This window comes from Pseudomonas sp. GT1P32 (assembly GCF_054897805.1).
Genome location: NZ_CM142704.1, coordinates 4,650,889 through 4,671,003, shown reverse-complemented (window position 1 = coordinate 4,671,003; position 20,115 = coordinate 4,650,889). Strand labels below are relative to the sequence as shown.

Genomic DNA, 20,115 nt, shown 5'->3' with positions numbered 1-20,115 from the left:
CACTTTCTGCTTAAAAGCAGATCAAAAAGCCATTACGGAGCCACTATCCCTGTCTATAATGCCAGGCCCTCAATGATCGATATGGCACTCAAAGCTCCTCTGCTTATGAGGAATTGGCAGGACGCCCGTCTGCGCCGATAGGTCCAAAAAGCCCGACCAGCAAGCGCGGCTGATCACCATTCACGGAAGAAGTACCTATGGCCTCCCGCGCCCTTGCAGTGATTGCGCTCAGCACCGTCACGCTGCTCTCTGGCTGCACGGCATTCCGTAACTACGACTCAGAGCTCGCACAAACCAACCTGCAGCTGGCTTCCGGCAATATCGACGCGGCGCTCACCCTGCTGGAAAAGAACAACTTCGGTGCAGACAAGGACCTCCTCTACTACTTCGAGAAGGGTGAACTGCTGCGCGCCAAGGGCGATCTGTCCGGCAGCCAGAACGCCTGGAGCAGCGCCGATCTCGTGGTCGGTCAATGGGAAGAGTCGGTCAAACTCGATGCCGGCAAGTACCTCGCTCAGTTCGGCAGTTTCCTGGTGAACGACAAGGTCCGCCGCTACGAAGGCTACGACTACGAAAAAGTCATGCTGACCACTCAAATGGCCCTGAATCTGCTGGCCGTCAACGACTTCGACGGCGCACGTATCGCGATCAAGAAAACCCACGAACGTGAAGCGGTGATCGCCGACCTGCGCGACAAGGAATACCTCAAGAGCGAAGAGGAAGCCGATAAGGCAGGCATCAAGACCGAGTTAAAAGACTTGTATGGCTATCCCGTCGCCAGCCTCGACGCACCTGAAGTGGTTGGGCTGAAAAACAGCTACCAGAGTGCCTTCAGCCATTACCTGGCCGGCTTCGTCTACGAAGCCCTGGGCGAAAAAGGCCTGGCCGCACCGGGTTACCGCACAGCAGCCGAACTGCGCCCGAACACTCCGCTGCTGGAGCAGGCATTGAAGGATCTGGACCAGAAAAGTGCCGAGGACGAAGACAGCGACATCCTGATCGTCGTGCAAAGCGGGCTGGCGCCGGCCCGGGGTTCGATCCGCTTGCCACTGACTCTGCCAATCAGCAACGGCGTGGTGATCGCTCCGCTGTCCTTCCCGGTCATCAAGCCAGATTTCTCCACCGCCCCGCTCACCCAGATTGGCGTGGACGGTCAGCAACTCACCCTGACGCAACTCAACAGCATTACCACCATGTCCCGCCGCGCACTGCGTGACGACATGCCGGGCATCATTGTGCGCACCACTGTTCGTGCAGCTACCCGTGGCGTGGTGCAGGAAAAGATCAAACAAGTCAGCCAGCTGGCGGGCGTGGCAGTCGGTTTCAGTTCAACCGTGTTCGAAGGTGCCGATACCCGTACGTGGCGCACCCTCCCGGACAACACCCATGTCGTGCGCCTGCGCCTGAAGAAAGGCGAGCACCAGGTCGCGGTTGGAACGACAGTGCTCAAGATCACCGTTGACCAGCGCTATCAAGTCATCAGCCTGCGCGCCGTGGGCAACCAGATCTTCGCCAGCGGCCTGGCCGTTCACGCGACCCCGAGCGCCAGCCCGACAGCCGTGGCCAGCTTCAAACAACTTTAATTACGGAGTCTTCCCATGCGCTTCAAACTCATCGCTGTCGTCATCCTGGCCTTGTTGGCCGGTTGCGCCACAACAGCCGCCAGCAAGGTCGTGGCCTTGGGCAAGCTAAGGGACATTGAGATCGACGCCATGCGTGTCGCCCGGGAAAACGGCTTCATTACGGTCAATACACAGCTGAGCAACACCAGCTCCGACAACAAGACCTTCTACTACCGCTTTGCCTGGCTCGACCCTGACGGCTTCCCGGTTGCCGAAGAAGAAACCTGGAAGAGCCAGATGATGTACGGCGAGCAGACCCGCTACATTCAGGCCATAGCGCCCACCCCCAAGGCCGTGGATTTCCGCCTGGAAATCAATACGCCTTAACACCCTATTCGTTCAGCTTCAGAGAGCATTCCCATGTTTGTACGCTTTTCGATTATTGCCGCTATCGCCCTCCTGGCCAGTGGTTGCGCCAGCAACCCACCGATCCTGGGCAGCAAGAACACCAGCTATGGCGACACCAAGGCTGTGGAAACCATCACCAACGAGTTCAGCTCCACCGACCTGCAGATAATCGCCGAGTCCATGACCCGCTCTCTCGCCCAGTCCGGCATTCTGCGTGGACGCCCGGTGGTCCAGGTCTACGACGTGAAGAACAAAACCAGCGAATACATCGACACCCGCGAAATCACCACCACCATCAAGACCCAACTGATGAAATCGGGCATGGCACGCTTCTCCAGCGACAACACCGATATGCAGAGCCAGGTTGATCAGATCGAGCTGCAAAACCAGAGCGGTCTGTACAAGAAAGCCACCGTGTCCAAGATCGGCAACATGATCGCCGCCAAATACCGCCTTGAAGGTTCGATCAGCTCGATCGTCAAGCGCAGCAGCGAGTACAAGGACGTCTTCTACAAATTCAGCCTGCAATTGATCGACGTTGAAAGCGGTCTGGCCGAGTGGATGGACGAAAAAGATATCCGCAAAACTACGGAGCATTAATCAATGCGCGCATGGATTGGGATGATGGCCCTGGCTTGCACGTTCAGCGTGCAGGCGGCCCCGAAAGTCGCAGTAACCGACCTGGCGTACGAGGAGCGCGTGGAGCAGTACATCCACACCGTTTCGTCCAAGAACAATTACCGCGAGGGTGAGTACAGCGCCAGCGGTTCTTCGAGCTACGACGAGTTCGAATCCAGAACCAGTTACATCGAGCAAACCGAGCTGCGCAAATTCACCGGCGACATCAAGGGCCAGATACTGCGCTCCGGAATGTTCCAGCTGGTGCAAGGCACGCCGTACACCGCCGAGTCCAAAGGCGATATCTATGACGTGATCGAGCGGATCAAGGCCGGCAACTTCGAGGGCGCCGACTATGTACTGTTCGGCACCTTGTCGGACGTAGACTTCAACAATGATGTCAACGAGATACCCAACACCGACAGCTATTCCTCGGTGCTGGCACTGACCCTGGTGGCGGATTTCAGCCTGATCGACACCAAAACCTTCGAAATCACCTCGGCCTTCACGGCGATGGGCGAAGGCCAGGACACCAAGTTGACGAAGCGCCGGGACGCGAAGATCTCACCGAATCGCCCTCGGGTGGTGCGTGAGGTGTCCAAGTCCCTGGGGGAAGATGTGGCTCGTCAATTGAGCGAACAACTGGGTGGCAGCGGGAATGAGCAGCAAGAGCAGGCGCCGTTGAGCAATAACCTGCCAGAGGATACAGAGCCGGTCATTTTGCGCTGATCCCTTGAACGAAAAAGGCGACCTCAAGGGTCGCCTTTTTTGTGCCTGACGGTTTTACACCGCCGCTTTGCGCAGCGTCGCCATAAACGCCGCAGCGCCAATGAACAGCCCGGCAAACGTGCGGTTCATGCGTCTTTGCTGCTTGGGCGTGCGCAACATGCGCAGCACTTTGGACGCCAGCCCGGTGTAACCGGCCATGACGATCAGGTCAACGCAGACCATGGTCACGCCGATGATCAGGTACTGAGCCAGCAGCGGCGCATGTGGGTCAATGAACTGCGGCAACACCGCCAGCATGAACACCAGAGCCTTGGGGTTGCTGATGTTGACCAGGAAACCTCGGAACACCAGGGCCATTGGCTTGCCGATCTGACGCACCGCCGCGTCATCGCTCATGTCGCTGGGCAGTGCACGCCATTGCTTGATCGCAAGATAAACCAGGTACGCCACGCCGAACCATTTGATCGCATAAAAAGCGCTGGCCGACGCCGTGAGGATCGCGCCGACACCGGCACCGACAATTGCGATCTGCACCGCCAGGCCCAATTGCAGGCCCAGGGCATTCCAGTAACCGCGCCAGAAACCGTATTGCAGACCGCTGGACATCGACGCAATGGCGCCGGCACCGGGAGACAGGCTGATCACCCAGCAGGCGGCAAAAAACGCCAGCCATGTTTGAAGCTCCATCGCACACCTCGACTCAGACTCGTAAACAGATGTCTAAGCTAATGCGGCTTTGGGCTGATGACCATCGTTTTTTTTGCAGGAAGTTACGACTTTAGGGCCCCTTCGCGAGCAGGCTCGCTCCCACAGTTGATCGAGTTCTTTCAGAAGAAACGCGATTTACTGTGGGAGCGAGCCCGCTCGCGAAAACGGTGTGTCAGACACTAGGAGACTTACTTTTCAAACCCGCTCGAAGGGAACACATCAGTCCCACGCCAGCGTCGAACCGAGCGCTGGAAGAACAGGCTGTTAGGCACCTGAACCATCGCACTGCCGGTCCCAAGCTCTTCAGCTTCGATCAACGTGGTGTAAAGCAGATTGATCGCCACCACCCGACCTTTGACGCCAGGCTTGTCAGTGGTGTCCACCAACTCGACCACATCGCCGAGGCGAAACGGGCCGACGGTGAAGATCAGGATCGCGCAGAGCAGATTGGAGAGCACGCTCCACATGGCAAAAAACGCCACCGCCGCTACCGCGACGAAGCCGGACAACGCGGTCCAGAGCACCGTCGCCGACACCCCGAGGCGTTCCAGCACGAAAATCAGCGCACTGCCCATGATCAGCCAGCGCAGACCGCCCCGCAGCGGCATCAGCAACTGCGGCGGAAACGGGTAGCGCTCGCCCAGGCGCGTCAGGCCTTTCGCGACGAAGCGCTGGGTGAAGTAACCGGCCAACAGAATCAGCAGGATTTGCACGACGAGCCAGATCGGCTCGACCCACACCGCCGGCAGCGGCAGCTTGAACGCCTCCATCAGGACAGCGCCTCCAGCTCCGCCTGCATGCTTTCCAGCAATTCCAGCGCTTCCATCCAGGCTTCTTCCAGTTCGGCTTCACGCACTTTCAGCTTGGCTTGCTCGGCCAGCAGATCACGCAGGTCGTTCTTGCGCGCCGGCTCGTAAATGTCGCTGTCGCCGAGGCTGGTATCGATCTTCGCCAGCTTCTCGTGGAGCTTGCCGAGCTCGGCTTCGAGCTTGTCAGCCTCGCGCTTGTGCGGCGCCAGTTGCTGACGCAACGCAGCGGCGGCCTGACGCTGGGCCTTCTTGTCAGTCTTGTCCGGATTGACCGGCGTGCTGCTGACCGGGGCATTGCGCTGACGGTAGTCGACCAGCCAACGGGCGTAGTCTTCCAGGTCGCCGTCAAACTCCTCGACCTTGCCGTCCGCCACCAGATAGAAATTGTCGGTAGTGCTTTTGAGCAAATGACGATCGTGGGAAACCACCAACACCGCGCCGCTGAATTCCTGCAAAGCCATGGTCAGCGCAAGGCGCATTTCCAGGTCGAGGTGGTTGGTCGGTTCGTCGAGCAGCAACAGGTTCGGCCGCTCCCAGGCGATCAACGCCAGGGCCAGACGTGCCTTCTCGCCACCGGAGAAGTTCAGCACTGGCTCGTCGATGCGCGCGCCGCGGAAGTCGAAACCACCGAGGAAGTCGCGCAACGTCTGTTCACGCTCGGTTGGCGCCAGACGCTGCAAGTGCAGCAACGGGCTGGCCTTCGAGTCGAGGGAATCGAGCTGATGCTGGGCGAAGTAACCGACGACGGTGTTCTCGCCACGGGTCAGTCGACCAGCCAGCGGCGAAAGCTCACCGGCGAGGTTTTTGATCAGGGTCGATTTACCGGCGCCGTTGGGGCCGAGCAAACCGATGCGCGCGCCGGGGGTCAGTTGCAGCTTGACCTTCTCCAGCACGGCTTTGTCGCCATAGCCCAGACGGGCATCGGACAGATCGATCAGCGGGCTGGAAATCTTCGTCGACTCGCGGAAGACGAAGTCGAACGGCGAGTCGACGTGGGCAGCGGACAGCTCTTCCATCCGCTCCAGCGCCTTGATCCGGCTCTGGGCCTGGCGGGCCTTGGTGGCCTGGGCCTTGAAGCGGGCGATGTAGCTTTCCATGTGCGCACGTTGCGCCTGCTGCTTCTCGTAGGCCTGCTGTTGCTGGGCCAGACGTTCGGCGCGGGCACGTTCGAAAGCGCTGTAACCACCGCGATACAGGGTGATCTTGCGTTGATCGACGTGGGCCACGTGATCGACCACGGCATCGAGAAAATCCCGGTCGTGGGAAATCAGCAGCAAGGTGCCGGGATAGCTTTTCAGCCATTCTTCGAGCCAGATGATGGCGTCGAGGTCCAAGTGGTTGGTCGGTTCGTCGAGCAGCAGCAAGTCCGAGGGGCACATCAATGCCTGCGCCAGGTTCAGACGCATCCGCCAGCCACCGGAGAAATCGCCTACCTGGCGATCCATCTGCTCATTGGTGAACCCAAGCCCGGCCAGCAGCTTGCGGGCGCGAGCATCGGCGGTGTAACCGTCGGCACTGTCGAGTTCCGAGTGCAGGCGGGCCTGAGCGGCACCGTCATGGGCGGCTTCGGCCGCGGCGAGGTCACGTTGCACCTCGCGCAGGCGCAGGTCGCCATCGAGCACGTAGTCGACCGCCAGGCGTTCGAGCGTCTCGATCTCCTGGCGCATGTGGGCGATGCGCCAGTCGGCCGGCAGGAAGCAGTCACCCGAGTCCGGGTGCAGTTCGCCCCGGATCAAGGCGAACAGGCTCGATTTGCCGGCGCCGTTGGCACCGATGAGGCCGGCTTTGTGGCCGGCGTGCAGGGTCAGCTCGGCGTCTTCTAGCAGACGTTGCGGGCCACGCTGTAAAGTCAGGTTCTGAAGTCGAATCATAATGGCGGCGGAGTCTACCAGCTTCGCTCGCAACTGGCGCGAGTAGCACTATGTCCTCTGACCTGTGGAGCTTTTCCCTTGGCACTTACGCCCGTCCCGGCGTTGAAGCCGCGTGCCTGACCCTGCAATCGGCGGGGGTGAATGTGTGTCTGTTGCTGTGCGGGTTGTGGCTGGGCCAGCGGGGGATCGCCTGCAACGAACAACGACTGCAGCAGCTTCGCAACGTGGCGGAGCCTTGGGACTCGGATGTCGTTCAACCGCTGCGCGCCTTGCGCATGCGATGGAAAGTCGTCGCGACTGAGGACGCCGAACTGAATGCGTTACGCGAACAAGTAAAAACGCTGGAGGTGGAAGCCGAGCGGCATTTGCTGATGCGGCTGGAGCGAGCGGCGTTGAATTGGCCGCAGTGTGAGGCGACCGATTTATCGGTCTGGCTGGAGGGTGTGGCGGCGGGTGCCGCCCACCTGGACCGCGACGCGCTGCATCAGCTGCGCGTCGCGGCAACCGGCACTTAGGAAGCGCTGGTTGGGGTGGAGCTGTTGCTCGACGGTGCTACTGGCGTTGGCGCAGTGGTGGCTGTCGAGGTGGAGGCTGCTGGTGCTGGCGAGGCCGAAGCGGATGGCGCCGGGGTCGCTGGCTTGGCAGCAATTACCGGGGTCGGCTTGGCAACAGCGGCCGGTTTTTTCACGGCTGGTTTGGCTGCTGGCTTGGCAGCTGGTTTTGCAGCCGGCTTGGCAGCGGCAGGTTTGGCTGCTGGTTTCGCTGCGGCAGGTTTTGCCGCGGTGGCTGGCTTGGCAGCAGCAGTCCTGGTAGCGGCCGGCTTGGCAGCAGGCTTCGCAGCGGTTTTAGCGGCGACTGGCTTGGCAGCAGGCTTCGCAGCGGCAGTTTTAGCGGCTGGTTTTGCAGCCGGTTTTGCGGCGGGTTTGGCCGCTGCAGTTTTTGCTACGGCCGGTTTGGCAGCAGTGGTTTTTGCAGCCGGTTTTGCGGCAGCTGTTTTGGCAGCGGCTGGCTTGGCAGCAGGTTTGGCAGCAGCAGTTTTAACGGCTGGTTTTGCAGCCGGTTTCGCAGCGCTGGCAGCGACTGGTTTTTTCGCCGCAGGTTTCGCTGCAGGTTTAGCCGCCGCTTTCACAGGTGCCTTGGCGGCAGGTTTGGCCGGTGCTTTTGCAGCAGCCGGTTTGGCAGCGGCTTTCTTCGCAGGGGCCGCAGCAGGCTTGGCCGCACGCAGGGACAACGCCTTGCCGACAGCCTCTTGTACACGACCGACGCCCTGGGCCAGTTTCAGGCTTTCTTGAGCATCGCGTTTGAGTTGCAGAATGTAGGCGCGGGTGTCGGACTGACGATCCTTGAGGGCATCGAGCACGTCTTCGAGTTGCTGCACGCCGTCCTTCGCCTTGGCTTGTGCCTTGGCTTTGCCGGCCGCCGCAGCGTCCTGCAATTTGGTGCGGGATTTGTGCAATTTCTCTTGTGCTTTTCCGCGCTGTTTTTCCAGTTTGGCGAGCAGTTTTTCAGCATCAGCCAAGGCTTGGGAACAAGCGGTTTCCAAATGCTCGAGCAAGCTGCCCGAGAGTTGTTGGAGTAAGTGCAACGGGGTATTTACAGGCTTCTTGGTGGCCGACATGGTTTACCTCCTGGCTGACGTGGGTGCGGCTCATACTAGACCTCTGCAGGGACCGCCGCTAGGGCATGTTGACAGTATCGAAAGCGTCGCGTTGCAACGGATCGAAAATCTTCTGCGCTTGAGCAAAACAAGTTCACTGTCGAACGCATTCACACTGGCATAATCTGCCGCATCTCAGGTCGGAGAGTGCCCATGTCGCGCTACCTTTTTTTATCGCTGTGCGTGTTTTTTTCCATCGCCCAAGCCGCCGAAAAAACCAAGGAAAATGAAGCTCACGATCTCGCTTACAGCCTGGGCGCAAGCCTCGGCGAACGCTTGCGCCTGGAGGTTCCCGACCTGCAACTGCAGGCGCTGATCGAAGGTTTGCAGCAGGCCTATCAAGGCAAACCCCTGGCCCTGAAAGATGAGCAGATCGAACAGATTCTGACCGAGCACGAAGCGCAGACAGCCTTGCAGCCGAGTCCGCCACAGAGCGAAGCCGCGCTCGAAAAAGAGCACCGGTTTCTCGCCGAGGAAAAAGCCAGACCCGGCGTTCGCGAACTGGCCGATGGAATATTGCTGACGGAGCTGACACCCGGCACCGGCGCGAAAGCCGGTCCGAATGGCAAGGTCCAGGTGCTGTACATCGGTCGTCTTCCCGACGGCACCGTGTTCGATCAGAACACTCAGCCGCAATGGTTCAGTCTCGACAGCGTGATCAGCGGATGGCGCAGCGCGCTGCAAAACATGCCGGTCGGTGCGAAGTGGCGACTGGTGATTCCATCGGCCCAAGCCTATGGCGCCGACGGTGCCGGCGACTTGATCGAGCCGTTTACGCCGCTGGTATTCGAAGTCGAATTGCGCGGCGCCACCAGCTAAACAGCGGAAACGAAAAACGGCGCGCATAGCGCACCGTTTTGAGGTGTGGCAGGAAAGGATTCAGGCCTGAACCGAATCCACTTCCTTATGAGCGGTGTGCAGCACTTCGATCAGGCAGTCTTCCAGTTCGAAGCGTTCATGCAACAGACCACCCAGCTCCTTGAATTTCTCTGCGACGCATTTGCCTGCGTCACACAGGTCGTTGAACGCGAGCAGCTTCTCGGTGATGACGTCGATGCGCGGGTAGATGGTCTCGGCGAGTTCCAGACCACGCTTGTCGTTGAAAGCCTTGGCCTCCCCCGTCAGCTGTTCGTAGATCTCGAAGTGCCCGGCAGACACGTAATCGACCAGCACGCCGCAGAACTCCTGCAATGGCTTGCGGTTCTCACCCAGAGCCTCAGGCTTGGCGCCGAGAGCATCATAGGCCCGAACCAGTTCGTGACGCTCCTGCAACCAGCGATCGATCAGCAGATTCACTCCACCCCAGCGTTCTTGAGCATTCTGACAACTTTCGAGCATGGCGTTCTCTCTTCCCTTGTGGGTCATGCTGCCCTACACCTGTCGCACACTTGAAGATCAAGAGTCGGCCAGGCAGAGCGTCATTCGAGCAACATAATTCCAATGACACGTGCGGGCCAGATTATGCCCGCGCGACTGTGGCTTCAAGGTACGCAGCAGATAAAGTTCATACAAGTGTTTAATCGCCGACCAGCACCCGGTGCGACGACGTGCCGCTGAGCGGTCGCTGACAAGCGATCCAGACCACGCGCAGCAACTGGTAAACACTCAGGATCGTCATGGCGATGAAGAAGAGCAGACTCCACTCGGGAAGGCTCAGGTCGAACAGCGTCCAGGAGATCTGTGCGCATTCGGCCGTGCCTTTGAACATCTGCTGCACCACATAAACCAAGGGAGTGCTTGCGAACGGGTCCGCCAGGCTGAGCGAGCACGCTGACAGCTGTTGCACCGGATCGCCTTGCAACAACACCTGACGCCATGCCGTCACCGTACCCGCCAGACTGCACAGCAGACCGAGCAGCCAGTACAGGAACGAACCGAAGCGACCGGGGCCATGAACCGAAGCCATCAGGCAGACACCCGTGAGCACCGCCAGGCAAATCCGCTGTAAAAGGCACAGCCCGCAGGGCTTGAGGCCGACTGCATATTCCAGGTAGTAGGAAACGCCCAACGCCAGCGCGCCAGCAATGAAAACCATGAAAAACAAGGAGCGTGAGCAGGCCAACGACATGGCTTTTCCGTACCAGTAGAGACAAGTGGTTACGGTAGAGGAAAGCGCGGCAGCCTTTCAAGGCAAGCCAGCAAGGACACTTCAACAGAGGTGTAGGGAATTCCCGACAGAAGCGAGAGGATCAGGTGTAGTCCTCTGTAGGACTCTGCCGTCGAGGCTCTACGAATGTAAGAAAACGTCGCTGCAACACCTACTGTGTGGCGAGGGAGCTTACCCCCTCGCCACACAATCAGGCATGAACCGGCGCCGGCAGCGGCGCGGCCAGCAAGCGTTCGTCCAGCAGGCCAAGGCCTTCCTGAAACAGCTGGTTGCTGCGCTCGGTATCGCCCAGTTGCGCCAGCAGCCGAGCCAGCTCGGCACAGGCTTCCGGGTTACGCTGCGCGCGTAGACTGCTTTCCAGATAGTCCCGGGCCTTGCCCCACAAACTGTTTTGCAGACACAGACGACCAAGGGTCAGCAACAGGCTCGGGTCAGCCGGATGATCCTTGAGCCAGCCCTCGGCGGTCTGCAATTGACGTGCAGAGTCACTGCCGCGAACCAGCCCGTAAAGGCGTGCCAGATGGCTGTCGTAGTTGCGCTTGAGCGCCGTTCGCAGGACCTCTTCGGCCTCAACCTGCGCGCCCAGTTGCCGAAGTTGCTCGGCATACGCCAATACCAGTTGCGGTTCCTGGCGCTGAGCCGAGGTGAGTTGTTGCCAGGCGCGGTTGAGCGATTGCAAACCCACCGTCCCGTCTTCTTCCTGACGCGCAGCCAGGGACAGGTTTTCACCCCATGCCCGGCGCTCAAGTTCGGCCAGCTCGGCCGCTGGCAGGACCTTGTCCTTGCGCAGCTCCGGCAGCAGGCGAATCACCGCTGACCAATCGCCGCGCTGTTGATGCAAGCGTTGCAACTGGCGCAAGGTCTGTACGTTGTGAGGGTGACGCTCATGCATCGCCTGCAACGTCGACAGGGCGCCGTCGGTGTCGCCACGGTCGGTCTGCAATTGGGCGTGACTCAGGGCAATCGCCAACTCGGCCTGAGGTTGTCGCTCCAGTGCGCGCTCCAGCAGATTGTCGCTTTCCTCGTAATGACCTTGTTCGTTCGCCGCGCGGGCAGCGCCGAGGTAGTAAAGCAGCGGCTGGCGCTCGGCTTCGGCGGCGCGATGCAGATGACGCTGCGCGCTGGCCCAGCGACCCTCAGCCAAATCCAACTGACCGTGCTCGATCGCCACTTGCACCCGACGACTGCGATTGCGCCGCGACCATGGGTTGACCACGCCGCTGGAGGTCGTCACCAATTCGATCAACGCCTTGATGCCCCAGAACACCAGCCACAGTACCGCCACCAGCGCCAGGGTGGCCCACAGGCTCGATTCGAAACGGAAGCTCTTGTAGGCGATCAGCACGTAGCCGGCATGCTCGGCAATCGCCAGCCCCAGCGCGGCGGCAACGGCGATGACCAGAAACACGATCACATAGAGGCGTTTCATGGCGTGGCCTCCTGCGCGGTGCTTGCGGCAGGTTTGGCCATGGGTTTGATCGAGTCCTCGGCGTTGACATTACGTCGCTCGAGATAGCCCTGAACCGCGCTCAGCGTGCCGGTCAGGTCCGGCGTGACCACGGTGACCGGCTGCTTGCTCAGTTCGCCAACCTGCTCGAGCATCACTTTGCTCTGCGGGTTGTCCGGGTTGAAATTACCCTTGAGCACATCCCGCGCCTCGGCCAGCGCCTGGGTGTAGACCGCAGCCTGACCATTGAGCGCCGCCCACTGCGCCTGCTCCAGCGCCAGGCTCAGGGCCAGGCGCACCTGGCTCAAGCTCTGCCCTGCCAGCAGCGGACGGACATTTTTATCGGCATTGAAATCGATACGGATGTAACGCGAGATCTGATCCCACCACTGCGCCCAACGACTGGCGCCGTCGCCATCGGCGGTCAGGCCCAGCAGCGAATCGCCACGGTCCTTGTACTCGGGAGCCAGCTCGGTGAGGCTGACCACCTGATCGCGCAGCGCACCCAGTCGCAGGAACAGGCCGGTGCGATCCGGCTGTTCGGTACTGCGCAAGGCGACCAAGGTTTTCGCCACTTGCTCACGAGCGGCGAAGGAACCCGGATCGTTCTGTTCGCGAAGAATTTCGTCGGCGCCCTGCACCAGCGCCTGAGCGCTGTTGATGTCCTGCAACGCCGAAAGCCGCAGGCTGGCCAGGCGCAGCAAATGCTCGGCCTCAGCCAGGCGCCAATCCTTGCGGCTGGCGCCGAGGACGGTTTCCAGACGCTGATTCAAACGCTGCTGATCGCCTTGCAGCTGAATCACCAGACGGCTGCGGGCGTCGAGTTCTTCGGCGGCAGGCATTTGTTCAAGGCGTGCGCTAAGGCGCTGCTCGTTGAGCTTCAGGCTTTGCGCCTGATCGTTCAACGCCTGCACCTGACTCAACTGCTCCTGCGTATTGGCTTGCAGGTGACGCACCTGCCAGACGCCCCAACCGCCCACCGCCACACCGGCGGCGCCCAGCAGCAGCGCGACGATTGCCAGCCCATTGCCTCGGCGCTGCACTGCAGCAGGTGGCGCACTTTCTACCGGTGCTTCAACCGGCGCATCGATCACTGGCCGGGAGTCATCTTTAGGCAAGGCTGTTTCGCTCACGTATCCATCCTTTGCATTAGAGAACGGGTTCGGGATGCTCCCGTAACACCGTCAGCAAAGCCGCGGCACTCGCGCCACGACAATCCACAACTGTTTGGGCCCCGGCGGCACGTGCCAGCTCGGCGACCCTGGGGCTTGGTACAAACAACGGCAACTGCGCCAACTGTGGCCAGGCATCGCCGGCCAATTGATACAGATGCTCAAAACCCTGTCCACTGCTGACCACCAGCCCGTTCAGGCGTTCCGCCTTGATCCGCTCAGGCAATGTTGCCGGCGGATACTGTGGAAGCTTGCGGCGATACAACTCCAGATACTCGACACTAGCACCAAGCTCGCGCAAACGCTCAGCGAGCAACTCGCGGCCACCCTCCCCACGCAGGATCAGCACCCGTGGATCAGGCTGCTCGACAGCCTCGCGCAACGAAGCAAGCTCCAGCAAGGCTTCGCTGTCATCACCCTCGGCCGGGAAACTCACGTCCAACCCTTGTTCATCAAGGATCTGCGCCGTCGCCGCGCCCACGCTGAACCACTTCAGGCGCGGTGGTTGCGGCCAGTACTGGTCGACCAGGTCCACCGCGATTCTGGCGGCGGGCTTGCTGACCACGATCACGGCGCAATAACGATCCAGATCCTGAATCACCTGGCGCATTGTGGCAGAGGCCGGAATCGGTTCAATTTCCAAAAGCGGCAAACTGCTGCTGAAAATCCCCACTTCGGCCAACACAGCGCTCAGCGCCGCCGACTCATCCGCCGGACGCGTCAGCAGCAGGCGCCAGCCCGTCACTCGTGACCTGCCTCACCGTAGACCGCTTTCAGAATGTCATTGGCACCCTGGCTCAGAAGGTCTTCGGCCACTCGCACACCCAGCGCTTCGGCATCGCCGCGCGGCGCACGGGCTTCGGCGCTGAGCAGCAGACCGCCGCTCGGATCGCCCACCAGGCCACGCAACCAGACCTGCTCGCCTTCCAGCACGGCGTAGCAGGCGATCGGCACCTGGCAACCGCCATTCAGATGTTTGTTGAGGGCACGTTCGGCGGTGACACGAGTGGCGGTGTCCTGATGGTGCAGCGGCGTGAGCAAGGCGTGAATTTCGCTGTCGGCGGAGCGGCATTCGATGCCCACGGCACCCTGACCACCAGCCGGCAGGCTGTCATCGACACTGATCGCCGAGGTGATGCGATCCTCGAAGCCCAAGCGAATCAGGCCGGCCGCCGCGAGGATGATGGCGTCGTATTCGCCGGCATCGAGCTTGGCCAGGCGCGTGTTGACGTTACCGCGCAGGAAGCGGATTTCCAGGTCCGGGCGACGGGTCAGCAACTGAGCCTGACGGCGCAGGCTGGAGGTGCCGACGATGCTGCCTGACGGCAATTCGTCCAGGCTGGCATAGGTATTGGAGACGAAGGCATCTCGCGGGTCTTCTCGCTCGCAGATGCAGAACAGACCGAGGCCTTCCGGGAAGTCCATCGGGACGTCTTTCATGGAATGCACGGCGATGTCGGCTTCATTTTCCAGCAGCGCGGTTTCCAGCTCCTTGACGAACAGGCCCTTGCCGCCGATTTTCGACAGCGGCGAGTCGAGCAGCTTGTCACCGCGACTGACCATGGGCACCAACGTCACGAGCAGACCCGGATGGGCCTCTTCCAGACGGGCTTTGACGTATTCGGCCTGCCACAGGGCGAGAGCACTTTTGCGGGTGGCGATGCGGATTTCGCGAGAGGACATGGATCAATCCGTACTGAATAGATACGGCAGATAATAACAGCTCAACCAAATGCGCTTTGACTTGAATCAGGAATTGCCTGGCCTCCCTGGCCCCGGACGTCCGGCAATCGGGTGAGAAATTCGCCTGCGGGTGGCGAATTAAAGCTGTTGCATCATTTTGCGCACGCCGGCCACATGGCGTCGGCTGACGATCAGGGCGTCACCGTTCAGGCCTTTGAGGAACAGCTGAAAATGCCCCAGTGGCGTGCGTTGCAGGCGTTCGATGCGTTCGCGGGCGACCAGCGCGTTGCGGTGGATCCGCACGAAACGGTCGCCGAATTCATCTTCAAGGGCCTTGAGCGGCTCATCCAGCAGCACTTCGCCGCCTTCATGGCGCAAGGTCACGTATTTGTGATCCGCAATGAAGTAGACCACCTGCCCCAACGGGATCAGCTCAATACCTTTACGGGTACGGGCGCTGATATGGCTGCGCGGGCCGCTGCCGGTTTCGGCGGCGGGACGGGTCAAAGCCGCAAGCTGGATGCGATTGGGCCGTTCGGCTTTTTTCAATGCGTCATGCAATTGTTCTGTACGCACAGGTTTCACCAGATAGCCTACGGCGCTGGCCTGTAAGGCTTCCACGGCAAATTCATCGGGACCTGTGCAAAACACCACGGCGGGCGGGGTTTCGCGTTCGCACAATCGTGCAGCCACTTGCAGGCCATCGAGGCCCGGCATGCGGATATCGAGCAGCACGATATCCGGTTTGTGGCTGTCGATCAGTGCCAACGCTTCTTCGCCGTTCGTGGCGCTCGGCTCCAGGACACTGTATCCCTCGAGTTCACCGACCATTCGGCTCAGGCGCTCGCGGGCAAGGGGTTCGTCATCAACGATCAGGACATTCATATTGCGCTGGATTCCTGCGTGAGTCTCGCACAAGGATAGCGTAGACAGGTGAAGTGACGTCTGTCACCGCGATCCACGCTAAGACTAGCGCGAGGGCCAAAAAGTGCCGCCCGTCCGACCGCTAAATTTTTATTTGCCGGGCAATTGGCGGTTGGCGAGGCATCGCCGTAGGGTTTGCTGATACACAATATGAACACCCCCTCTTCTTATAGTCCGCTGCAGCGCCAGGAAGTGCGCTGATCCTACTGTCCAACTGTAGACGGTTGCCGGGACGTTATTGCTCAATTGAAAAATATCGTTGCGCAATTTCCACAATGCCTGCCTTGAGTATGGGTCGACGCATGAGAAAAAAACGTGTCGACCAGTGTCAGCGACAGGATTGGCAACCCTGTTATTATCCGCCGCAGCTTTCAACGCCATCTTTCTTCAGCCGATACGAGCGAATTCATGAGCACTGACAAGACCAATCAGTCCTGGGGCGGCCGCTTCAGTGAACCCGTCGACGCCTTCGTCGCCCGCTTCACCGCCTCCGTCACTTTCGACCAGCGCCTGTATCGCCACGACATCATGGGCTCGATCGCCCACGCCACCATGCTGGCCAAGGTCGGCGTGCTGACCGATGCCGAGCGCGACAGCATCACCGATGGCCTGAAGACCATCCAGGGTGAAATCGAGGCCGGCCAGTTCGACTGGCGCATCGACCTCGAAGACGTGCACATGAACATCGAGGCGCGTCTGACCGACCGCATCGGCGTGACCGGTAAAAAGCTGCACACCGGCCGCAGCCGTAACGACCAGGTCGCCACCGACATTCGCCTGTGGCTGCGTGACGAGATCGACCTGATCCTGAGCGAAATCACCCGCCTGCAAAAAGGCCTGCTGGAACAGGCCGAGCGCGAAGCCGGCAGCATCATGCCGGGCTTCACTCACCTGCAAACCGCGCAGCCGGTGACCTTCGGGCACCACATGCTGGCCTGGTTCGAAATGCTCAGCCGCGACTACGAGCGTCTGGTCGACTGCCGCAAGCGCACCAACCGCATGCCGTTGGGCAGTGCTGCGCTGGCCGGCACCACGTACCCGATCGACCGCGAATACACCGCGCAACTGCTGGGCTTCGACGCCGTGGGCGGCAACTCGCTGGACAACGTGTCCGATCGTGACTTCGCCATCGAGTTCTGCTCGGCCGCGAGCATCGCGATGATGCACTTGTCGCGTTTCTCCGAAGAGCTGGTGCTGTGGACCAGCGCCCAGTTCCAGTTCATCGATCTGCCGGACCGCTTCTGCACCGGCAGCTCGATCATGCCGCAAAAGAAAAACCCGGACGTGCCGGAGCTGGTTCGCGGCAAGACCGGTCGCGTCTTCGGTGCGCTGATGGGCCTGCTGACCCTGATGAAAGGCCAGCCTTTGGCCTACAACAAGGACAACCAGGAAGACAAGGAACCGCTGTTCGACGCCGCCGACACCCTGCGCGACTCGCTGCGGGCCTTTGCCGACATGATCCCGGCGATCAAACCCAAGCACGCGATGATGCGCGAAGCGGCGCTGCGCGGTTTCTCCACCGCCACCGACCTGGCCGACTACCTGGTTCGCCGTGGCCTGCCATTCCGTGACTGCCACGAAATCGTTGGCCATGCCGTGAAGTACGGCGTGGAAAGCGGTAAAGACCTGGCGGAAATGAGCCTGGAAGAGCTGCGCAAGTTCAGCGACCAGATTGATCAGGACGTGTTCGCCGTGCTGACCCTCGAAGGTTCGGTGAACGCCCGTGACCACATCGGCGGTACCGCTCCGGCGCAGGTCAAGCAGGCGGTGGCTCGCGGTCAGGCGTTGCTCGCCAGCCGTTAAACGATCTCTGCAACACCTGAGCTCGATGGCTGAACGGCCATCGAGCTTTTTATGCTCAGGCTGTCGCGCGTCCAACGGCTCCCACCCGCTGCAAAAAGGCAGGCGCTTCGGCCAGCCGGTCAGCGGCGACTTTTTGTACATTCGGGTTTTCGGCCAGGCGCTCCAGCAACGCTTTGGCGCCGGGCATGTCGCCGAGGAAATCGACGTTGAACAAACGCTTTCCGACGTCCACAGCCAGATCGACGCTGTAGAGAAAGTACAAATCAGCCAGGGTGAACTGTTCGCCCGCCACGTACGGTGCAAACCGCGCCCGGTGTTTCAGGGCGGCAAATCCCTTGATCAGGTCTCGCTCGGATTTGGCCTTCAGCGCCTCGGGGGTCAGCCTGCCACCAAAGAACACCTCGACATAACAGACTCGCGCCGGCAGTTCGATATACAACTCGATCTCCTTGGCCATGGCTCGAACGCCTGCCCTTTCAAACGGCGATTGCGGCAGCAGTGAAATGCCCGGTTGAGTCTCTTCGATGAAATCGAGGATCGCGTCCGTTTCGCTCAAGAACCCTTGTTCGGTTTCCAGTACCGGCACTTTCCCGCGTGGGCTGACCGCCAGGATGTCCGGGTTCTGGCAGCCATGAAACGGAACCGTTTCAAACGGCACGCCTTTCTCCAGGAGTGCCAGTTTGACCATGTTGAAATAATTGCTGGCCGCAAAGCCATACAGTTTGAGCATCGTCGGGTCTCCTTGACCGTGGAAGTTTCCTGATCGAAAACGATCGATGCTCAAAGTAACCAATACCCGGGACCGCGGAAGAACCCGGTTATTACCGCGTAAGACGAAAATGCCTGAACGGTCCGTCGGACAAGGGCGACGGCCATATGGGACAAAAGATTGCGAATCTTCTGACACACACAATGGCCGCCACTTCTTTATTTCTTGGACGCCACCATCGCCAGGAACGCTGGCATCGCCGCTTCCTTGTCCGCCGCAACCCGCTGCACGTTCGGGTTCTGCTCCAGACGCTCAAGCAATGCCTTGGCCGCTGGCATGTCTGCCAACAGATCAACACCAAACAGCTTGTGCCCTACCGAGCAGGCCAGCGGCACGCTGTACAGGAAGTACAGATCCGCAATGCTCAGGCGGTCGCCTGCAACATAAGGGGCAAACTTGCCGTGTCGCTCAAGCGAGGCAAAACCCAGCAGCAACTCGGTTTTAGTCTTGTCCTTGATCGCGTCCGGTACCGGCATGCCGAAAAACGCTTCGCCGAAGCAGGCGCGAGCCGGCAGCTCGATGTACAGCTCGATTTCCTTGGCCAGCGCCAGGACCTGTGCGCGTTCGAAGGGATCGCTCGGCAGCAGCGGCGGGCCTTTCTGGCTCTGCTCGATGTACTCGAGAATCACCGCAGTTTCGTTGACAAACCCTTGCTCGACGCGCAGCACCGGCACTTTGCCGCGCGGGCTGATGGCCAATGCCTCGGGGCTTGTGCCCGCATAAAACGGCACTTCCTCGAACGGCAGTCCTTTCTCCAGCAGCGCCAGTTTCACCATGTTGTAGTAGTTACTGACGGAAAATCCATAAAGCTTGAGCATCACAAAGCCTCCAGGCCGTGCGGGGTTGGCAGTGCCTGCTTTATAGAACGCCAAGGCGTTTCTCGCCAGCAGCATCATGGCGCTGAATGCAGGTAAACTGCCCGCCTTACCTTGAGGAGCCTGCCATGAGCGAGCCAACCGACATCGATAGCGACGAAGAAGAATTCACCGAAAACACTTTGATCGAAGCGATCGAAAACCAGATCGAGAGCGACAACCCGCCAGCCGCCAAGGCGACCTTCAACAAATTGACCCTGGTGGGTTATGAGCGTGAGGAAATCCTCAACCTGATGGCTCACGTTTTAGCGGTAGAAATCGACGCGATCCTCGAAGAAGACCGCGCGTTCAACACCGAATGGTACGAAGCGGCGCTGCGCGCATTGCCGGAATTGCCGCCGGAAAAGAAGTAATCCCCCGCCCTTCGTAGGAGCGAGGCTTGCCCGCGAAAGCTCCACCGCGGTCCCTCTGAAACACCGCGTTACCGTTCTTCGCGGGCAAGTCGGATCGCCGCACCGCTCGCTCCTACAGGTAATCAATACATCGTTCTTTTGAACCCTGACTACACTGGTACGCACCCCGCTGCCGCACCACCCGCCGGGGAATGCTTCCCAAGGAGAAAAAACCCTGTCGCGAGCACTGGACATGCCGCGCGAGTGGGATCACCTTAGGGGCGCTGTCGTCCAATTCCTAGAAAGTCTGGAGTCCTTATGTCGCTTACCCCTGAGTTGGTTGCCGAACTGGAAATCCTCGCACTCTTCAACCTGGACAGTTCCCAGGAAGGTTTGAAAATTCATCAGACCGCTGCCCCGAAAGCCATTGCTGCCGCTCAACGCCTGTACGAAAAAGAACTGATCGACCAGCCCGATGGCGGTTATCTGACCAGCCTGGGTCGTGATGCCGCGCAAAGTGTGCAAACCGTTCTCACCATTCTGAGCGTCCAGGAAACAGCCTGACCCACCGTATCGCCCACGGAAACCCCTGCTACGGGATTTCCGCGGGCACTCTTCGATACGAACTGCCGCCCAACGAT

General features: G+C 60.2%; 22 protein-coding genes and 1 pseudogene. 9 read left to right on the top strand and 14 right to left on the bottom strand.

Annotation, left to right across the window (positions count from 1 at the left end; translation table 11 throughout):
- Positions 1-197: 197 nt before the first annotated feature.
- From ACYZUC_RS21355 to ACYZUC_RS21340, 4 genes are read left to right on the top strand one after another with little or no spacing between them, the layout of a single operon-like run.
- On the top strand, positions 198-1,583 hold the full coding sequence (locus tag ACYZUC_RS21355) for a COG3014 family protein (RefSeq protein WP_461990202.1): 1,386 nt from the start codon (positions 198-200) through the stop codon (positions 1,581-1,583).
- Positions 1,584-1,598: 15 nt separating this feature from the next.
- Positions 1,599-1,949, top strand: coding sequence for a YcfL family protein (locus tag ACYZUC_RS21350; RefSeq protein ID WP_192227488.1), 351 nt, complete (start codon positions 1,599-1,601; stop codon positions 1,947-1,949).
- A 33-nt stretch (positions 1,950-1,982) separates the two neighbouring features.
- Positions 1,983-2,570, top strand: a complete 588-nt coding sequence (lpoB, locus tag ACYZUC_RS21345) for a penicillin-binding protein activator LpoB (RefSeq protein ID WP_461990200.1) — start codon at positions 1,983-1,985, stop codon at positions 2,568-2,570.
- 3 nt (positions 2,571-2,573) lie between these two features.
- Positions 2,574-3,317, top strand: coding sequence for a penicillin-binding protein activator LpoB (locus ACYZUC_RS21340; protein WP_461990198.1), 744 nt, complete (start codon positions 2,574-2,576; stop codon positions 3,315-3,317).
- Positions 3,318-3,371: 54 nt separating this feature from the next.
- Here ACYZUC_RS21340 and rhtB read toward each other — a convergent pair whose 3' ends face one another.
- The 3 genes from rhtB to ACYZUC_RS21325 form a co-directional block, all read right to left on the bottom strand.
- On the bottom strand, positions 3,372-4,004 hold the full coding sequence (gene rhtB, locus ACYZUC_RS21335) for a homoserine/homoserine lactone efflux protein (RefSeq protein ID WP_461990196.1): 633 nt from the start codon (positions 4,002-4,004) through the stop codon (positions 3,372-3,374).
- A 209-nt stretch (positions 4,005-4,213) separates the two neighbouring features.
- Positions 4,214-4,795 carry a mechanosensitive ion channel domain-containing protein gene (locus ACYZUC_RS21330; protein ID WP_461990195.1) on the bottom strand — a complete coding sequence of 194 codons (582 nt, stop codon included), beginning with the start codon at positions 4,793-4,795 and terminating at the stop codon, positions 4,214-4,216.
- Positions 4,795-6,705: an ATP-binding cassette domain-containing protein gene (locus ACYZUC_RS21325; RefSeq protein WP_461990193.1), complete on the bottom strand. Its 1,911-nt coding sequence runs from the start codon at positions 6,703-6,705 to the stop codon at positions 4,795-4,797. The genes ACYZUC_RS21330 and ACYZUC_RS21325 overlap by 1 nt, the downstream gene beginning before the upstream one ends.
- Positions 6,706-6,755: 50 nt before the next feature.
- On the opposite strand from ACYZUC_RS21325, the gene ACYZUC_RS21320 reads away from it, so the two are divergent.
- A complete protein-coding gene (locus tag ACYZUC_RS21320) occupies positions 6,756-7,220 on the top strand; it encodes a TIGR02444 family protein (RefSeq protein WP_461990191.1) in 465 nt (154 codons plus the stop codon).
- Here the strand turns inward: ACYZUC_RS21320 and ACYZUC_RS21315 are convergent.
- The gene (locus tag ACYZUC_RS21315) at positions 7,217-8,323 is read right to left on the bottom strand and encodes an AlgP family protein (protein ID WP_461990189.1); all 1,107 of its coding nucleotides are present in this window, start codon (positions 8,321-8,323) and stop codon (positions 7,217-7,219) included. The genes ACYZUC_RS21320 and ACYZUC_RS21315 overlap by 4 nt on opposite strands.
- A gap of 192 nt (positions 8,324-8,515) precedes the next feature.
- Here ACYZUC_RS21315 and ACYZUC_RS21310 point away from each other — a divergent pair, with 192 nt between their 5' ends.
- Positions 8,516-9,181: an FKBP-type peptidyl-prolyl cis-trans isomerase gene (locus ACYZUC_RS21310; protein ID WP_461990188.1), complete on the top strand. Its 666-nt coding sequence runs from the start codon at positions 8,516-8,518 to the stop codon at positions 9,179-9,181.
- A gap of 60 nt (positions 9,182-9,241) precedes the next feature.
- Here ACYZUC_RS21310 and rsd read toward each other — a convergent pair whose 3' ends face one another.
- The 8 genes and pseudogenes from rsd to ACYZUC_RS21270 all read right to left on the bottom strand — a co-directional run.
- Positions 9,242-9,700 (bottom strand): sigma D regulator, encoded by a 459-nt coding sequence (rsd, locus tag ACYZUC_RS21305; RefSeq protein ID WP_192416844.1) that lies wholly within the window; start codon positions 9,698-9,700, stop codon positions 9,242-9,244.
- 178 nt (positions 9,701-9,878) lie between these two features.
- A complete protein-coding gene (locus tag ACYZUC_RS21300; protein ID WP_461990186.1) occupies positions 9,879-10,430 on the bottom strand; it encodes a disulfide bond formation protein B in 552 nt (183 codons plus the stop codon).
- A gap of 229 nt (positions 10,431-10,659) precedes the next feature.
- Positions 10,660-11,898 carry a heme biosynthesis HemY N-terminal domain-containing protein gene (locus ACYZUC_RS21295; RefSeq protein WP_461990184.1) on the bottom strand — a complete coding sequence of 413 codons (1,239 nt, stop codon included), beginning with the start codon at positions 11,896-11,898 and terminating at the stop codon, positions 10,660-10,662.
- On the bottom strand, positions 11,895-13,049 hold the full coding sequence (locus ACYZUC_RS21290; RefSeq protein ID WP_461990182.1) for a uroporphyrinogen-III C-methyltransferase: 1,155 nt from the start codon (positions 13,047-13,049) through the stop codon (positions 11,895-11,897). The genes ACYZUC_RS21295 and ACYZUC_RS21290 overlap by 4 nt, the downstream gene beginning before the upstream one ends.
- A 16-nt stretch (positions 13,050-13,065) precedes the next feature.
- The gene (locus ACYZUC_RS21285) at positions 13,066-13,833 is read right to left on the bottom strand and encodes a uroporphyrinogen-III synthase (RefSeq protein ID WP_461990180.1); all 768 of its coding nucleotides are present in this window, start codon (positions 13,831-13,833) and stop codon (positions 13,066-13,068) included.
- Positions 13,830-14,771 carry a hydroxymethylbilane synthase gene (gene hemC / locus ACYZUC_RS21280; RefSeq protein ID WP_461990179.1) on the bottom strand — a complete coding sequence of 314 codons (942 nt, stop codon included), beginning with the start codon at positions 14,769-14,771 and terminating at the stop codon, positions 13,830-13,832. Before hemC ends, ACYZUC_RS21285 begins: the two co-directional genes overlap by 4 nt.
- A 138-nt stretch (positions 14,772-14,909) precedes the next feature.
- Complete coding sequence (locus ACYZUC_RS21275) at positions 14,910-15,656, bottom strand: LytR/AlgR family response regulator transcription factor (RefSeq protein WP_407010051.1); 747 nt, start codon at positions 15,654-15,656, stop codon at positions 14,910-14,912.
- Positions 15,653-15,969: pseudogene (locus tag ACYZUC_RS21270) on the bottom strand (sensor histidine kinase); the annotation flags it as partial. The gene ACYZUC_RS21275 and the pseudogene ACYZUC_RS21270, both read right to left, overlap by 4 nt.
- A 134-nt stretch (positions 15,970-16,103) precedes the next feature.
- Between ACYZUC_RS21270 and argH the strand changes: the two are divergent.
- Entirely contained in the window at positions 16,104-17,498 is a 1,395-nt protein-coding gene (argH, locus tag ACYZUC_RS21265; RefSeq protein ID WP_461990177.1) for an argininosuccinate lyase, read from the top strand.
- Positions 17,499-17,553: 55 nt separating this feature from the next.
- Here the strand turns inward: argH and ACYZUC_RS21260 are convergent, their stop codons facing one another.
- On the bottom strand, positions 17,554-18,228 hold the full coding sequence (locus ACYZUC_RS21260; RefSeq protein ID WP_461990175.1) for a glutathione S-transferase family protein: 675 nt from the start codon (positions 18,226-18,228) through the stop codon (positions 17,554-17,556).
- Between the two features lie 197 nt (positions 18,229-18,425).
- Positions 18,426-19,085: a glutathione S-transferase family protein gene (locus tag ACYZUC_RS21255; protein ID WP_461990174.1), complete on the bottom strand. Its 660-nt coding sequence runs from the start codon at positions 19,083-19,085 to the stop codon at positions 18,426-18,428.
- 125 nt (positions 19,086-19,210) lie between these two features.
- On the opposite strand from ACYZUC_RS21255, the gene ACYZUC_RS21250 reads away from it, so the two are divergent.
- Together ACYZUC_RS21250 and ACYZUC_RS21245 are read left to right on the top strand one after the other, a co-directional pair.
- Entirely contained in the window at positions 19,211-19,495 is a 285-nt protein-coding gene (locus ACYZUC_RS21250; protein ID WP_008024357.1) for a hypothetical protein, read from the top strand.
- 297 nt (positions 19,496-19,792) lie between these two features.
- Complete coding sequence (locus ACYZUC_RS21245) at positions 19,793-20,038, top strand: TIGR02647 family protein (RefSeq protein ID WP_135847736.1); 246 nt, start codon at positions 19,793-19,795, stop codon at positions 20,036-20,038.
- Positions 20,039-20,115 lie beyond the last annotated feature (77 nt).